Annotated in this window: 13 protein-coding genes; all 13 read left to right on the top strand. The window is 45.9% G+C overall.

Annotated features, from left to right (window positions below; translation table 11 throughout):
• The coding region (locus tag DN599_RS07305) for an EF-Tu C-terminal domain-related protein (RefSeq protein ID WP_275426002.1) at positions 1-647 on the top strand (647 nt) is incomplete at its 5' end.
• A gap of 267 nt (positions 648-914) precedes the next feature.
• Complete coding sequence (secE, locus tag DN599_RS07300) at positions 915-1,286, top strand: preprotein translocase subunit SecE (protein WP_110456997.1); 372 nt, start codon at positions 915-917, stop codon at positions 1,284-1,286.
• A gap of 9 nt (positions 1,287-1,295) precedes the next feature.
• Complete coding sequence (nusG, locus tag DN599_RS07295) at positions 1,296-1,838, top strand: transcription termination/antitermination protein NusG (RefSeq protein ID WP_110456996.1); 543 nt, start codon at positions 1,296-1,298, stop codon at positions 1,836-1,838.
• Positions 1,839-1,964: 126 nt separating this feature from the next.
• Positions 1,965-2,393, top strand: a complete 429-nt coding sequence (gene rplK, locus DN599_RS07290; protein WP_110456995.1) for a 50S ribosomal protein L11 — start codon at positions 1,965-1,967, stop codon at positions 2,391-2,393.
• Positions 2,394-2,397: 4 nt separating this feature from the next.
• Entirely contained in the window at positions 2,398-3,099 is a 702-nt protein-coding gene (gene rplA / locus DN599_RS07285; RefSeq protein WP_110456994.1) for a 50S ribosomal protein L1, read from the top strand.
• Between the two features lie 278 nt (positions 3,100-3,377).
• Positions 3,378-3,875: a 50S ribosomal protein L10 gene (rplJ, locus tag DN599_RS07280; RefSeq protein ID WP_110456993.1), complete on the top strand. Its 498-nt coding sequence runs from the start codon at positions 3,378-3,380 to the stop codon at positions 3,873-3,875.
• 53 nt (positions 3,876-3,928) lie between these two features.
• Positions 3,929-4,294, top strand: coding sequence for a 50S ribosomal protein L7/L12 (rplL, locus tag DN599_RS07275; protein WP_028767981.1), 366 nt, complete (start codon positions 3,929-3,931; stop codon positions 4,292-4,294).
• A gap of 242 nt (positions 4,295-4,536) precedes the next feature.
• Positions 4,537-8,568, top strand: coding sequence for a DNA-directed RNA polymerase subunit beta (rpoB, locus tag DN599_RS07270; RefSeq protein WP_110456992.1), 4,032 nt, complete (start codon positions 4,537-4,539; stop codon positions 8,566-8,568).
• A gap of 81 nt (positions 8,569-8,649) precedes the next feature.
• Positions 8,650-12,867: a DNA-directed RNA polymerase subunit beta' gene (rpoC, locus tag DN599_RS07265; protein WP_110456991.1), complete on the top strand. Its 4,218-nt coding sequence runs from the start codon at positions 8,650-8,652 to the stop codon at positions 12,865-12,867.
• A 189-nt stretch (positions 12,868-13,056) separates the two neighbouring features.
• Entirely contained in the window at positions 13,057-13,431 is a 375-nt protein-coding gene (gene rpsL / locus DN599_RS07260; protein ID WP_069670836.1) for a 30S ribosomal protein S12, read from the top strand.
• 81 nt (positions 13,432-13,512) lie between these two features.
• Complete coding sequence (gene rpsG / locus DN599_RS07255; RefSeq protein ID WP_110456990.1) at positions 13,513-13,983, top strand: 30S ribosomal protein S7; 471 nt, start codon at positions 13,513-13,515, stop codon at positions 13,981-13,983.
• A 75-nt stretch (positions 13,984-14,058) separates the two neighbouring features.
• Complete coding sequence (fusA, locus tag DN599_RS07250) at positions 14,059-16,155, top strand: elongation factor G (protein WP_110456989.1); 2,097 nt, start codon at positions 14,059-14,061, stop codon at positions 16,153-16,155.
• Between the two features lie 79 nt (positions 16,156-16,234).
• The coding region (locus DN599_RS07245; RefSeq protein WP_239473255.1) for a GTP-binding protein at positions 16,235-16,599 on the top strand (365 nt) is incomplete at its 3' end.

Raw genomic sequence — 16,599 nt, 5'->3', positions numbered from 1 at the left:
AAGGCGAGCCAGAGTGGGAAGCTAAGATCATTGAGCTTGCAGAAGCGCTAGATACTTATATTCCAGAGCCAGAGCGTGCAATTGACGGTGCATTCATTCTTCCAATCGAAGACGTATTCTCAATCGCTGGCCGTGGTACTGTTGTAACTGGTCGTGTAGAGCGCGGTATCATCAAAGTAGGTGAAGAAGTAGAAATCGTTGGTATTCGCGATACTACTAAGACCACTTGTACTGGTGTTGAAATGTTCCGTAAACTGCTTGACGAAGGTCGTGCAGGTGAGAACTGTGGTGTACTACTACGTGGTACTAAGCGTGATGAAGTTGAGCGTGGTCAAGTATTGGCTAAGCCTGGTTCAATCACTCCACACACTACATTCCAGTCAGAAATCTATGTTCTGTCAAAAGAAGAAGGTGGACGTCACACTCCTTTCTTCAAAGGTTACCGTCCACAGTTCTACTTCCGTACAACAGACGTAACCGGTACTATCGAATTGCCAGAAGGCGTAGAGATGGTAATGCCTGGTGACAACGTACAGATGACAGTAACACTGATCTGCCCAATCGCGATGGATGAAGGTTTACGCTTCGCTATCCGTGAAGGTGGCCGTACAGTTGGTGCTGGTGTTGTAGCTAAGATCATTGCTTAATAGCAAAGTGTCTTAATACAATATTGAAAAGGCAGCTTAGGCTGCCTTTTTCGTTTTTAGTCACTGATATTTGTTGGTAACAAGCCCTGTGCCGCCTTGCCAATTGCAGTGAATAAGAATACAATCTATGGCCGATTTTTGACCCTCTGGGCTTACTTTTTGCTCTAGTAATGGGTAAGCTCGGGCATATAGTGGAATGGTCAACACAATCTTACTTGAGAAAGACCAAACTTAAGCTCAGGTCGTAGTGAGTAACGGAAGTAACCGATGACAACAAATACTGAAAATCAGGGTAACTCTCTGGATATGGTAAAATGGGGCGTAGTAGTTATTCTGCTGGCTGCTGCCATTATTGCTAATCAGATGTATAGCGAAGCAAGCGTATTGGTGCGTGCTATCGGTGTCGTAGTGGCATTTGCAATAGCGGGCTTTATCGCTCTTCAAACCGAGAAAGGCAAACAAGCGTTGGCCTTTGCTCGTGAGTCGCACATTGAAGTTCGTAAAGTGGTTTGGCCTACGCGTCAAGAAGCGCTAAACACGACTTTTATCGTTTTAGCGGCAACAGGCATTTTGGCTCTTATCCTTTGGGGTATGGATGCTGTATTGCTGAGAATTGTTAATTTTATTACAGGCGTATAGGCACTTCGTATGACTGAAGCTAAAAAAAGATGGTATGTGGTTCAGGCCTTTTCTGGTTATGAAGGTCGCGTATGTAAATCATTGCTTGAACACATCAAAATGCATGAAATGGAACACTATTTCGGTGAGGTTTTAGTACCGACTGAAGAAGTGGTTGAAATGCGTGCAGGCCAGCGTCGTAAGAGTGAGCGTAAATTCTTTCCTGGCTACGTATTAGTCCAGATGGAAATGAATGACGAAAGCTGGCACTTGGTGAAAAGCATCCCTCGTGTAATGGGCTTCATTGGTGGTACGTCAGATCGTCCTGCGCCGATTTCAGATAAAGAAGCTGATGCGATTTTACAGCGTCTACAAGAAACTACTGAGTCTCCAACGCATCGTGTGATGTTTGAGCCTGGTGAAGTTGTGCGTGTGACCGATGGTCCATTCGCTGACTTTAACGGCACGGTAGAAGAGGTGGATTACGAGAAGAACCGCGTTAAAGTGTCGGTAATGATCTTCGGGCGTTCAACGCCAGTAGAGCTAGATTTTAGTCAGATCGAAAAAAGCTGATTAAATAAACCACAAAACGTATTGGAAATGGCTGCGGATTTTTGTATAATCCGCAGCCATTATTTTCGGGGAGCTAATAGGCATGTCGCCTCTAGCGTTTGTACCCATACTTGAGGAAAATGTCTCATGGCAAAGAAAGTTGATGGTTACATCAAACTACAAGTAGCAGCCGGTGCTGCAAACCCGTCGCCACCAGTTGGCCCAGCATTGGGTCAGAAAGGTGTTAACATCATGGAATTCTGTAAAGCATTCAATGCTCGTACTGAAAAGTTCGAGAAAGGCATGCCAATTCCTGTAGTTATCACTGTATACACTGATCGCTCTTTCACTTTTGAAACTAAGACTCCTCCAGCTTCATTCCTACTGCTTAAAGCAGCGGGTCTTAAGTCTGGTTCAGGCCGTCCTAACACTGAAAAAGTGGGAACTATCAAGCGTAGCGCTGTCCAGGAAATCGCTGAGACTAAAGCCGCTGATATGACTGGTGCTGATATTGAAGCGATGATTCGCTCAATTGAAGGTACTGCGCGTTCAATGGGTTTGGTAGTAGAGGATTAATATAATGGCAAAGCTAACTAAACGCGCGCGTTTGATCCGCGAAAAAGTAGAAGTAACTAAAAGCTACGACATCAACGAAGCTGTTGCACTACTAAAAGAACTAGCTACTGCTAAGTTCGTTGAAAGTGTTGACGTTGCGGTTAACCTAGGTGTTGACCCACGTAAATCTGACCAAAACGTGCGTGGTGCTACTGTACTACCACACGGTACAGGTCGTGATGTACGTGTTGCTGTGTTTACTCAAGGTGCTAATGCTGAAGCGGCTAAAGAAGCTGGTGCTGAACTTGTTGGTATGGATGATCTTGCTGCGCAAGTTAAAGCGGGCGAAATGAACTTCGACGTAGTTATCGCATCTCCAGATGCAATGCGCGTTGTTGGTCAGTTAGGTCAAATCTTAGGCCCACGCGGTCTAATGCCTAACCCTAAAACTGGTACTGTGACTCCAAACGTTGCAGAAGCAGTTAAGAACGCTAAAGCGGGTCAAGTACGTTACCGCAATGACAAGAACGGTATTATCCACACTACTATCGGTAAAGTGGATTTCGATACTGTTCAACTAAAAGAAAACCTAGAGGCTCTACTTGGCGCGCTTATCAAAGCTAAGCCAGCTGCAGCTAAAGGCGTTTTCGTTAAGAAAGTAAGCATCTCTACCACTATGGGTGCAGGTGTGGCTGTTGATCAGAGCACTCTGACTCCAGCAGCTTAATTTCTTAGCATGATTTTACAAAGTGGGCAAGTTAGCATATAATGCGCGCACTTTGTGGGTTGAGGTCTATTTTTAACGCTTTACTGCGCTATCGATAGACCCTCGTCCAAGACCGTAGGTGTTAACGCAGCGCGCTAACTTAATTTCCTACGTAGACGGTGTCGGACCCCAGTTAGATTTTATTCTGCCTGGATATTCGCGCCGTAAGTAACTAAGTCAATTGACTTAGTTTGGTAATTGCTAGGGAATTCCCTAGATAGAATCCAGGAGTAAAGCCAATGGCATTAAGACTCGAAGACAAAAAAGCGATTGTTGCTGAAGTCAACGAAGCTGCCAAAGGTGCTTTATCTGCAGTTGTTGCCGATTCACGCGGTGTAACTGTAGGTGATATGACCGGTCTTCGTAAAGCCGCTCGTGAAGCTGGTGTGTACGTTAAAGTTGTACGTAACACTCTAGTTAAACGCGCTGTTGAAGGTACTGCTTTTGAGTGCCTTAGCGATACGTTTACTGGTCCTACTTTGATCGCATTCTCTAATGAGCATCCAGGTGCAGCAGCGCGTCTTCTTAAAGACTTCGCTAAAGTACAAGGTAACTTTGAGATCAAAGCAGCAGCCTTTGAAGGGGAACTAATCCCTGCAGATAACATTGATCGTTTAGCAAAACTACCAACATACGAAGAAGCACTAGCTCAGTTCATGATGACTCTAAAAGAAGCATCTGCTGGCAAGTTTGTTCGTACATTGGCCGCTCTACGCGATCAGAAAGAAGCTGCTTAATTTTACAAGCCGCTTAATTAAATTGAATTCAGTACAATTAGGAATTTTTTGTTATGTCTATCACTAAAGACCAAATCTTAGAAGCCCTTGCAGCAATGTCTGTAATGGAAGTTGTTGAACTAATCGAAGCAATGGAAGAGAAGTTCGGCGTTTCTGCCGCTGCTGCTGTTGTTTCTGGTGGTGGCGAAGCTGCTGCTGCTGAAGAGAAAACAGAATTCGACGTAATTCTTACTTCTCACGGCGACAACAAAGTTGCTGTAATTAAAGCTCTTCGTGGCGCTACAGGTCTAGGCCTGAAAGAAGCTAAAGGCATGGCTGAATCTGCTCCAGTAGCAGTTAAAGAAGCTATCTCTAAAGAAGAAGCTGAAGCTCTTAAAACTGAACTTGAAGCAGCTGGTGCTGCAGTAGAGATCAAGTAAGTTATAATATAACTTACATCCCACCCGAGTCATCGGGCGGAGGCTGGCGGTTTTTTAACCGTCGGCCTTTTTTGCGCTGTAAGCGTTGGCGATTTTTTTTTCACCGTTTGTCGCCAGATTTTGCAGTCCCTAGCAGAGATTACTGGTTAGGTTCTTGCTATCAACGGTGATGGGCAAACGTGCTGATTCAACTCCTTAGCGTTGATTCAGTCTTGGTCACATCTCGCAATCAGAGGAAACCCATGGTTTACTCCTATTCTGAAAAGAAGCGTATTCGCAAAGACTTTGGTAAGCGTCCACAAGTTTTGGATATCCCTTACCTATTGTCAATCCAGTTGGACTCCTTTAAGAAGTTCACCGATCAAGATCCTACAGGTGAGCGTGGTTTAGAAGCCGCTTTCCGTAGCGTTTTTCCCATCAAGAGCTTTTCTGGTAATTCTGAGCTGCAATATGTCAGCTATAAACTGGGTGAGCCTGTTTTTGATGTGAAAGAGTGTCAAATTCGCGGTGTTACATACTCTGCACCACTACGTGTTAAGTTACGTATGGTTCTGTATGACCGTGAAGCGGCGCCTGGCACAGTAAAAGATATTAAAGAACAAGAAGTCTATATGGGGGATATCCCTCTGATGACTGACAACGGTACCTTTGTTATCAATGGTACTGAGCGTGTTATCGTATCTCAGTTACACCGTAGTCCTGGTGTATTCTTCGATCACGACCGTGGTAAGACCCACTCTTCTGGTAAGGTGCTGTATAACGCACGTATTATTCCTTACCGTGGTTCATGGTTGGATTTTGAGTTCGATCCAAAAGATGCGCTATTTGTCCGTATTGACCGTCGTCGTAAACTTGCGGCGTCTATCATCTTACGTGCATTGGATTATTCGACTCAAGATATCCTAGATCTGTTCTTTGAACGTGTTCAATACAAGATCAAGAAAGATACCTTGGTGATGACGCTAGTTGCTGACCGCCTGCGCGGTGAAACAGCAAGCTACGATATTAAAGATGCTGAAGGCACTATCTTAGTTGAGAAAGGTCGTCGCATTACTGCGCGTCATATTCGTCAACTTGAGAAGACCAATACCACTGAGCTTGAAGTACCGGTTGAGTACATTTCAGGTAAGATTGCTGCACAAGACTATATCGACCCAGATACGGGCGAAGTGTTGGTTTCTGCAAACGCAGAGATCAGTCTAGAAGATCTTGCTAAGCTTTCAATGGCTGGTATCAAAGAGATCGACACACTGTTCATCAACGAGCTTGATCACGGTGCATATATCTCTGACACGCTGCGTATCGATTCTACAACTAACCGCTTAGAAGCGTTAGTTGAGATCTACCGTATGATGCGTCCTGGCGAGCCACCAACCAAAGATGCTGCAGAAGCCCTATTCCAGAACTTGTTCTTCAGTGAAGAGCGTTATGATCTCTCTAAAGTAGGTCGTATGAAGTTTAACCGTCGTCTCGGTATCGATGACGATGAAGGTACAGGCATTCTGACCAAAGAAGATATCGTTGCAGTAATGCAAAACATCATCAAAATCCGTAACGGTAATGATGAAGTCGATGATATCGATCACTTGGGTAACCGTCGTATCCGTAGTGTTGGCGAAATGGCTGAAAACCAGTTCCGTGTAGGTCTCGTTCGTGTAGAGCGTGCAGTACGTGAGCGTTTAAGCCTTGGCGACCTGAATGAGCTAATGCCTCAAGATCTGATCAACGCTAAGCCTATTTCTGCTGCAGTGAAAGAGTTCTTCGGTTCTTCTCAGCTGTCTCAGTTCATGGATCAAAACAACCCACTATCAGAAGTGACTCATAAGCGCCGTATTTCGGCTCTAGGTCCTGGTGGTTTGACACGTGAGCGTGCAGGTTTCGAAGTTCGAGACGTTCACCCAACTCACTATGGCCGTCTATGTCCAATTGAGACTCCTGAAGGTCCAAACATTGGTCTAATCAACTCGTTAGCAAGCTTTGCACGCACTAACTCTTATGGTTTCCTTGAAACACCGTACCGCAAGGTAATTGATGGTGTGATTACTGACCAAGTAGATTACTTGTCAGCAATCGAAGAAGGCCGTTATGTTATTGCACAGGCTAACATTGAGCTTGATGCCGATGGCCGTATGGTTGAAGAGCAAATTGCTTGTCGTCATAAAGGTGAATCAACCTTTATGCGTGCTGCCGACGTTCAATATATGGACGTATCGCCACAACAGATTATTTCTGTTGCTGCGTCACTGATCCCGTTCCTAGAACACGATGATGCTAACCGTGCATTGATGGGTGCGAACATGCAACGTCAAGCGGTTCCAACGTTGCGCGCCGATAAGCCGCTTGTTGGTACTGGTATCGAGCGTACGCTAGCGGTTGACTCTGGTGTTGTTGTGGCTGCTAAACGTGGTGGTTATGTTGATTACGTTGACGCTAGCCGCATCGTAGTTAAGGTTAATGAAGCAGAGTTGACTCCAGGTGAAGCTGGTATCGATATCTACAACTTGACTAAATACACTCGCTCTAACCAGAACACCTGTATTAACCAGCGTCCATGTTGTAGCGTCGGTGACCCAGTCGTTCGTGGTGACGTACTTGCCGATGGCCCATCTACCGATTTAGGTGATTTGGCTCTTGGTCAGAACATGCGTATCGCGTTCATGCCTTGGAATGGTTACAACTTCGAGGATTCGATCTTAATCTCTGAGCGCGTTGCGCAAGAGGATCGTTTTACAACTATCCACATTCAAGAGCTTTCATGTATCGCTCGTGATACTAAGTTGGGTAGCGAAGAGATCACTGCTGATATTCCAAACGTAGGTGAGTCTGCGCTTTCTAAGCTAGATGAATCAGGTATCGTTTACATTGGTGCTGAAGTTAAGGGTGGCGACATCCTAGTGGGCAAAGTGACACCTAAAGGTGAAACTCAGCTGACGCCAGAAGAGAAGCTATTGCGTGCCATCTTCGGTGAAAAAGCATCTGATGTTAAAGATAGCTCACTACGTGTACCTAACTCAGTTAAAGGTACCATCATCGACGTTCAGGTATTTACCCGTGACGGCGTTGAGAAAGATAAGCGTGCGGTAGAAATCGAAGAGATGCATATCGCCCAGGCTAAGAAAGACCTAACTGAAGAATTTAAGATTCTTGAAGATGGTGTGATCGGCCGTGCTCGCAACCTATTAATAGGTGCTGGCTACACTGAAGCACAGCTTGATGCCATTCCACGTTCACAGTTGTTAGTGCAAACTATCGACGATGAAACTAAGCAAACTGAACTAGAACAGTTAGCTGAGCAAGCGGAAGAGCTAAAAGCTGACTTCGATAAGAAGTTCGAAGTTAAGCGTCGTAAGATCACTCAAGGTGATGACTTAGCACCTGGCGTACTTAAGATTGTTAAGGTTTACCTAGCAGTTAAACGTACTATCCAGCCTGGTGATAAGATGGCGGGTCGTCACGGTAACAAGGGTGTTATCTCTAAGATTAACCCTGTAGAAGATATGCCGTACGACGAAAATGGTAACCCAGTGGACATCGTATTGAACCCACTAGGTGTACCATCTCGTATGAACATCGGTCAGGTTCTTGAAGTGCATTTAGGCGCAGCGGCGAAAGGTATCGGTGACAAGATCACTGCTATGCTAGAAGAGCAGCGCGAGCTTGCAGAGCTTCGTAACTACATCAAGCAAGTTTATGAACTTGGTGAAGACGTGCAACAGCGCGTTGATATCGATTCATTTACTGATGAAGAAGTTATTCGTCTTGCTAAGAACCTAAGAGGCGGTGTTCCGACTGCGACTCCAGCATTCGATGGTGCAAAAGAGAAAGAAATCAAGGAGATGCTTGAATTAGCTGGTCTTCCTACTTCTGGACAGCGCACCTTGTTTGATGGTCGTACCGGTAACCAATTTGAACGTCCAGTAACCGTAGGTTACATGTACATGCTTAAACTTAACCACTTGGTTGACGATAAGATGCACGCGCGTTCAACAGGTTCTTACAGTCTTGTTACTCAGCAACCACTGGGCGGTAAAGCTCAGTTTGGTGGTCAGCGTTTCGGTGAGATGGAAGTATGGGCACTTGAAGCATACGGTGCGGCTTATACTCTTCAAGAGATGCTTACTGTTAAGTCGGATGATGTTAATGGTCGTACTCAGATGTATAAAAACATCGTTGACGGTAATCATCAGATGCAGCCAGGTATGCCTGAGTCCTTCAACGTATTGCTGAAGGAGATCCGTTCACTCGGTATTAATATCGAGTTGGATCAACAGTAAGACTAAGGCACGCCAAACTTTGGCAATAAACGGTGCTCTGCGAGAGCGGAGCACCCGGTTTAACTCCTTCAGGAGAGAAACGTGAAAGACTTATTAAAGTTTCTGAAACAGCAAAGCAAGACTGAAGAATTTGAAGGGATCAAGATTGGCCTAGCGTCGCCAGATCTCATCCGCTCTTGGTCATTTGGTGAAGTTAAGAAGCCAGAAACCATTAACTACCGTACTTTCAAACCTGAGCGTGAAGGTTTGTTTTGTGCGCGTATTTTTGGTCCAGTAAAAGATTACGAATGTTTATGCGGTAAGTATAAGCGTCTTAAGCACCGTGGTGTGATCTGTGAAAAGTGTGGTGTAGAAGTTACCCAGACTAAAGTACGTCGTGAGCGTATGGGTCACATCGATCTAGCAAGTCCAGTGGCACACATTTGGTTCTTGAAATCACTGCCGTCCCGTATCGGTTTGATGCTAGATATGACTCTGCGTGATATCGAACGTGTACTTTACTTCGAATCATTTGTTGTGATCGAGCCTGGCATGACCAGCCTCGAACGTGGCCAAATGCTGACAGAAGAAAACTACCTCGACGCACTCGAAGAGTACGGTGATGAGTTTGAAGCTAAGATGGGTGCAGAAGCCGTTCTAGAATTGCTTCGTGCTATCGATCTTGAAAAAGAGATTGAGATGATGCGCGAAGAGTTGCCATCAATCAACTCTGAGACGCGTCGTAAGAAGATCACTAAGCGTCTTAAGCTCATTGAAGCTTTCTTCACTTCAGGCAACAAACCTGAGTGGATGATCCTCAAGGTGCTACCGGTTCTGCCACCTGATCTGCGTCCTCTAGTACCACTAGATGGTGGTCGTTTCGCGACTTCTGATCTTAACGACCTATACCGTCGTGTGATTAACCGTAACAACCGTCTAAAGCGTCTATTAGACCTAGCGGCTCCAGACATCATCGTGCGCAACGAAAAGCGTATGTTGCAAGAGTCTGTCGATGCGCTATTAGATAACGGTCGTCGTGGTCGTGCTATTACGGGTTCAAACAAGCGTCCGCTTAAATCTTTGGCCGATATGATCAAAGGTAAGCAAGGTCGTTTCCGTCAGAACTTGCTAGGTAAGCGTGTTGACTATTCAGGTCGTTCGGTAATTACCGTAGGTCCTACTTTACGTCTACACCAGTGTGGTCTTCCTAAGAAGATGGCACTTGAGCTATTTAAACCATTCATCTATGGCAAGTTAGAAGGTCGTGGCCTAGCTACTACTATCAAAGCTGCTAAGAAGATGGTTGAACGTGAAGTACCAGAAGTATGGGACGTGCTAGATGACGTGATCCGCGAACATCCAGTGATGCTTAACCGTGCACCAACACTGCACAGATTGGGTATCCAGGCGTTCGAACCTGTCCTTATTGAAGGTAAAGCGATTCAGCTACACCCACTCGTTTGTGCGGCATACAACGCCGACTTCGATGGTGACCAAATGGCTGTTCACGTGCCGCTAACGCTTGAAGCACAGCTAGAAGCACGTTCACTAATGATGTCTACCAACAACATCCTTTCGCCTGCAAACGGTGAGCCGGTGATCACACCGTCACAGGACGTTGTATTGGGCCTTTACTACACCAGCCGCGAACGCGTTAATGGTTTAGGTGAAGGCATGGCGTTCGAATCTGTTGCTGAAGTTGAAAAAGCTTACCGTACAGGGTTTGCTGAACTGCATGCACGCGTAAAGGTTCGTATTACAGAGACCACTATCGGTGATAATGGTGAGCGCACTGAAACACGTCGTATTGTAGATACTACTGTGGGTCGTGCACTATTATCTCAGATCCTGCCAAAAGGCTTATCGTATGATTTGGTTAACCAAAACATGGGTAAGAAGCAGATCTCTAAGCTATTGAACACTTGTTATCGTCAACTAGGTCTTAAAGATACCGTTATCTTTGCTGACCAATTGATGTATACCGGTTTCCACTTCGCGACAGTATCGGGTGCCTCTGTTGGTATTAACGATATGGTTATTCCTGATGAGAAGTACACGCTTGTGGCAGATGCTGAAGCTGAAGTACTTGAGATTCAAGAACAGTTCCAGTCGGGCCTGGTTACTGCAGGTGAGCGTTACAACAAAGTCATCGATATCTGGGCAAGTGCGAACGAAAAAGTTTCTAAAGCGATGATGGATAACCTGTCTACTGAGACAGTGATTAACCGTGATGGCGAAGAAGAGACTCAAGCATCGTTCAACAGCATCTACATGATGGCCGACTCAGGCGCTCGTGGTAGTGCTGCACAGATTCGTCAGCTAGCGGGTATGCGTGGTCTGATGGCTAAGCCAGATGGCTCAATCATCGAAACCCCAATTACGGCTAACTTCCGTGAAGGTCTAAACGTACTACAGTACTTTATCTCTACTCACGGTGCGCGTAAGGGGCTAGCGGATACGGCACTTAAGACAGCGAACTCGGGTTACCTGACTCGTCGTCTAGTTGACGTTGCTCAAGATCTGGTTGTTATCGAAGACGATTGTGGTACTCACGAAGGTCTAACAATGAAGCCGCTGATTGAAGGTGGTGATGTTGTTGAGCCATTACGTGAGCGCGTACTCGGTCGTGTGGTTGCAGAAGACGTTTACTACCCAGGTACTGAAGACGTTCTTGCTCCACGTAACACCCTGCTTGATGAAGCGTGGTGTGACACGCTTGAAGAGCATTCAATCGATGAAGTGATTGTTCGTTCAGTTATCAGCTGTGACACAGACTTTGGTGTGTGTGCTGCCTGCTATGGTCGTGATTTGGCTCGTGGTCATATCATCAACCAAGGTGAAGCTATCGGTGTTGTTGCTGCTCAGTCAATTGGTGAACCAGGTACACAGCTTACGATGCGTACGTTCCACATCGGTGGTGCGGCATCTCGAGCGTCTGCTGAAAACAACGTTCAAGTTAAGAATGCTGGTTCGCTAAAGCTGCATAACGCTAAGCACGTTAAGAACAGTGTCGGTAAATTGGTCATCGTTTCTCGTTCATCTGAGATTGCGATTATCGATGAACTAGGCCGTGAGAAAGAGCGCTACAAAGTACCGTATGGTACCGTGCTTGAGAAGCTGGAAGATGCTACGGTTGTCCCTGGTGAAATCATCGCTAACTGGGATCCGCATACTCACCCAATCGTTTCTGAAGTGGCGGGTAGTATCAAGTTTGTTGATATGATTGATGGCGTCACTATGACACGTCAAACAGATGAACTAACGGGTCTATCTTCAATCGTAGTATTAGACGTTGGTCAACGTCCTGCTGCGGGTAAAGAGATGCGTCCTGCGATTCGTCTAGTGGGTGCCGATGGCAACGACTTGATGATCCCCGGTACTGAAGTACCAGCGCAATACTTTTTACCAGGTAAGGCGATTGTAAACCAAGACGATAATGCACCAATTAACGTTGGTGACGCGTTAGCACGTATTCCACAAGAATCGTCTAAGACACGCGATATTACCGGTGGTCTACCACGGGTTGCTGACTTGTTCGAAGCGCGTAAACCAAAAGAGCCAGCAATTCTTGCTGAGTATTCAGGTACTATCTCGTTCGGTAAAGAAACCAAAGGTAAGCGTCGCCTCGTGATCACTCCTGCGGATGGCGGTAAGCCATACGAAGAGATGATACCTAAGTGGCGTAACCTAAACGTGTTCGAAGGTGAAAAAGTCGAACGTGGTGAGGTTATTGCTGACGGACCAGAAGCGGCACACGATATCTTACGTCTACGTGGTATCCATAAGGTTGCTAACTATATCGTTAATGAAGTCCAAGACGTATACCGTCTGCAGGGCGTAAAAATTAACGATAAGCACATCGAAGTGATTATCCGTCAGATGCTGCGTAAGTGTGAGATCACTGAATCGGGTGATAGTGATTTCCTACCTGGTGAGCAAGTTGAAGTCTCGCGCGTTAAGATCGCTAACCGCGAACTTGAAGCACAAGGTAAGGCTCCAGCGAAGTTCGAACGTGAACTGCTAGGTATCACTAAAGCGTCCTTGGCAACAGAGTCGTTTATCTCTGCAGCATCGTTCCAGGAAACGACACGCGTATTGACTGAAGCTGCCGTTGGCGGTAAGAGCGATAAGCTACGTGGCCTGAAAGAGAACGTGATTGTAGGTCGTTTGATTCCAGCGGGTACAGGTTATGCTTATCACCAGAAGCGTAATCAAGCGAATGTTAATAAAGGCCAGGCTGAAGAAGCTCCTGTTATTAGCGCAAGCGAAGCTGAACAAAACTTAGCAGATCTACTAAATCTAGCGGGCAGTGCTGACTAATTAGCACTTAAACGTAAATAGGTTGTAAAAAAGGCACCTAGGGTGCCTTTTTTTTACTTAAATTGGGTAAAAAGTTGGCTATTTCTTGACAGGAACTGATTACCTTTCTAAAATTTCGCGTCCCACACCTGTGGGATATAGATTTTTCACACCTTACTGTTGAGTTTATCAACTGATTCGGAGCTATACATGGCAACTGTAAACCAGTTGGTACGTAAGCCTCGCTCGCCAAAAGTCATCAAGACTGCTGTGCCAGCGTTGAATGCGTGTCCACAAAAACGTGGTGTTTGTACTCGCGTATACACAACCACACCAAAAAAACCTAACTCTGCACTACGTAAAGTAGCTCGTGTGCGTCTAACCAACGGTTTCGAAGTAACTTCGTACATCGGCGGTGAAGGCCACAACTTGCAGGAACACAGCGTGATTCTAATTCGTGGCGGTCGTGTAAAAGACTTACCAGGTGTTCGTTATCACACTGTACGTGGCGCATTAGACTGTGCTGGTGTTAGTGAGCGTCGTCAAGGACGTTCTAAGTACGGAGCTAAGCGTCCTAAGTCTTAACGTTTTCCGTTAAGTAAGGCCAAGCTAGAGACATATTGAGATTCCAGTTTTGGGGTCCCTGAAGCATACGGAGAAATTGTTATGCCAAGACGTCGCGTTGTAGGACAACGTAAAATCCTACCAGATCCAAAATTTCATAGTGAGTTGTTGGCTAAGTTCATCAACGTCATTATGCAGGACGGCAAAAAGTCGACTGCAGAAAAAATTATTTACAAGGCATTAGATGTTGTTGCTGAAAAGAAAGGTGAAGAGCATCTAACTATCCTTGAAGCAGCCCTGGATAACGTCCGTCCAACTGTCGAGGTTAAGTCTCGTCGTGTTGGTGGTTCTACATACCAGGTACCATGTGAAGTTCGTCCTGTGCGTCGTAACGCACTAGCGATGCGCTGGTTGGTTGAAGCTGCACGTAAGCGTGGTGAAAAATCTATGGCTCTACGTCTAGCTGGTGAAATGCTAGATGCTTCTGAAAATAAAGGAACTGCTGTTAAGAAGCGCGAAGACGTGCATCGTATGGCAGAAGCGAACAAAGCGTTTGCTCATTACCGCTGGTAATCTTTTGGTGCAGGCTATTGCCTGCACCACGTTTTACATGACCCAGGTATTTGCCTGGGTAAAGAGGGTTTAATCGTGGCTCGTACAACTCCTATTGAGCGCTACCGTAATATTGGTATTTGTGCTCACGTTGACGCAGGAAAAACCACAACTACAGAACGAGTACTGTTCTTCACTGGTATGTCTCATAAACTCGGTGAAGTCCATGATGGCGCAGCCACAATGGACTGGATGGAACAGGAGCAAGAGCGTGGTATCACTATCACCTCAGCTGCGACTACGACGTTCTGGCGCGGTATGGAAGCACAGTTCGCTGAGCACCGTATCAACATTATTGACACTCCTGGCCACGTTGACTTCACTATTGAAGTTGAGCGATCGCTGCGTGTTCTCGATGGCGCTGTTGTCGTATTCTGTGGCGCATCTGGTGTTGAACCTCAGTCAGAAACTGTTTGGCGCCAAGCGGACAAATATCACGTACCTAGAATTGTGTTCGTCAACAAGATGGACCGCTCTGGTGCGGACTTTGAGCGTGTTGTTAAACAGATACGTACCCGTCTGGGAGCGACTTGTGTACCAATCCAAATGAGTATTGGTGCAGAAGAAGAGTTTAAAGGGGTTATCGACCTGATCAAGATGAAAGCCATTAACTGGAATGAAGCTGATCAAGGCATGACCTTCACTTATGAAGATATTCCTGCAGAGCTCGCTGATAAAGCGGCTGAAATGCGTGAATATCTCGTTGAGAGTGCAGCAGAAGCCTCTGACGAACTGATGGACAAGTACCTAGAAGGTTGCGAGTTATCAGAATCAGAGATCAAAGCTGCGCTACGTAAACGAACTCTCGCTAACGAGATCGTACTTGCTACTTGTGGTTCTGCATTTAAGAACAAAGGTGTGCAAGCCGTACTCGATGCTGTTGTGGATTATTTACCATCGCCTGTCGAAGTTCCGCCAATTAAGGGAATTGACGACAAAGAGCAAGAGGTTGAGCGTCCTGCGGACGACAATGCACCTTTCTCTGCGCTAGCATTTAAAATAGCAACAGACCCATTTGTGGGAACCCTAACCTTTATACGTGTTTATTCAGGTGTATTGGAAACTGGTTCTGGTGTGTATAACTCAGTTAAGCAAAAACGTGAGCGTATCGGTCGTATGGTGCAGATGCATGCAAACGATCGTAATGAGATCAAAGAAGTGCGCGCTGGCGACATCGCCGCAGCTATTGGTCTTAAAGATGTCACCACCGGTGACACGCTATGTGATGCTGACCATAAAGTTATACTCGAACGTATGGAGTTTCCTGAGCCCGTAATTACGATTGCAGTGGAACCAAGATCCCAAGCGGACCAAGAAAAGATGGCTATTGCGTTGCAAAAACTTGCCGCAGAAGACCCATCATTTCGCGTTGAGACTAACGAAGAGTCTGGTCAAATACTGATCTCCGGCATGGGTGAGTTGCACTTGGACATTATCGTTGACCGTATGCGTCGCGAATTTAATGTTCAGTGTAATGTGGGTAAACCACAAGTTGCCTATCGTGAAACTATTCGCTCGAGTGTAGAAGTTGAAGGCAAATTTGTGCGCCAATCTGGTGGTCGAGGTCAATTCGGTCACGTTTGGTTAAAGCTAGAACCGCAAGAAGAAGGTTTTGGCTACGAATTTGTCAACGAGATTGTTGGTGGTGTTATTCCGAAAGAATACATCCCTGCAGTAGATAAAGGTATCCAAGAGCAGATGAAGAACGGCGTTGTCGCAGGCTTCCCTGTTTTGGATGTTAAAGTCACTCTGTTTGACGGCTCATATCATGATGTCGACTCAAACGAGATGGCGTTCAAAGTCGCTGGCTCTATGGCCTTCAAGAAGGGCGCTTTAGAAGCTGACCCAGTGTTACTCGAACCTTGTATGAAGGTCGAAGTAACCACTCCTGAAGACTATATGGGAGATGTAGTAGGTGACTTGAATAGACGACGTGGCATGATTGAAGGAATGGACGACGGCATTGGCGGCGTTAAACTTGTTCATGCTGTAGTACCTCTATCTGAAATGTTTGGTTACGCAACAGATTTGCGTAGTGCTACTCAGGGACGCGCTTCATACTCTATGGAGTTTTTGAAGTACTCTGATGCACCGCAAAATGTCGCAAAATCTGTTGTAGACGCGCGCGGATAACCGCAAACTAGTCTATAACTCATATTGAATGCTATTGCTCAGCAACGCTGGGCATTTTCTGAAAAGAAAGGAATATATCGTGGCTAAAGAAAAATTTGAACGTAGTAAACCCCATGTGAATGTTGGCACCATCGGTCACGTTGACCATGGTAAAACCACTCTTACTGCAGCAATCTCTGCTGTATTGACTAAGACATATGGCGGTGAAGCTCGTAACTTCGCGCAAATCGATAACGCTCCAGAAGAGCGTGAGCGCGGTATTACAATTAATACTTCTCACATCGAATATGACACTCCAACTCGTCACTACGCACACGTAGACTGCCCAGGTCACGCGGATTATGTTAAAAACATGATCACTGGTGCTGCACAGATGGACGGCGCTATCCTAGTAGTTGCTTCTACAGATGGTCCAATGCCACAAACTCGTGAGCACATCCTGCT

Source organism: Shewanella algidipiscicola (assembly GCF_900380485.1).
Classification (GTDB): domain Bacteria; phylum Pseudomonadota; class Gammaproteobacteria; order Enterobacterales; family Shewanellaceae; genus Shewanella; species Shewanella algidipiscicola.
The sequence above is the reverse complement of the archived record's forward strand: the minus strand, read 5'-3'. Positions and strand labels throughout refer to the sequence as shown.

Coding starts and splice junctions, on each gene's coding strand:
- secE (WP_110456997.1), top strand. CDS start 915: ATGACAACAAATACTGAAAATCAGGGTAACTCTCTGGATATGGTAAAA.
- nusG (WP_110456996.1), top strand. CDS start 1,296: ATGACTGAAGCTAAAAAAAGATGGTATGTGGTTCAGGCCTTTTCTGGT.
- rplK (WP_110456995.1), top strand. CDS start 1,965: ATGGCAAAGAAAGTTGATGGTTACATCAAACTACAAGTAGCAGCCGGT.
- rplA (WP_110456994.1), top strand. CDS start 2,398: ATGGCAAAGCTAACTAAACGCGCGCGTTTGATCCGCGAAAAAGTAGAA.
- rplJ (WP_110456993.1), top strand. CDS start 3,378: ATGGCATTAAGACTCGAAGACAAAAAAGCGATTGTTGCTGAAGTCAAC.
- rplL (WP_028767981.1), top strand. CDS start 3,929: ATGTCTATCACTAAAGACCAAATCTTAGAAGCCCTTGCAGCAATGTCT.
- rpoB (WP_110456992.1), top strand. CDS start 4,537: ATGGTTTACTCCTATTCTGAAAAGAAGCGTATTCGCAAAGACTTTGGT.
- rpsL (WP_069670836.1), top strand. CDS start 13,057: ATGGCAACTGTAAACCAGTTGGTACGTAAGCCTCGCTCGCCAAAAGTC.
- rpsG (WP_110456990.1), top strand. CDS start 13,513: ATGCCAAGACGTCGCGTTGTAGGACAACGTAAAATCCTACCAGATCCA.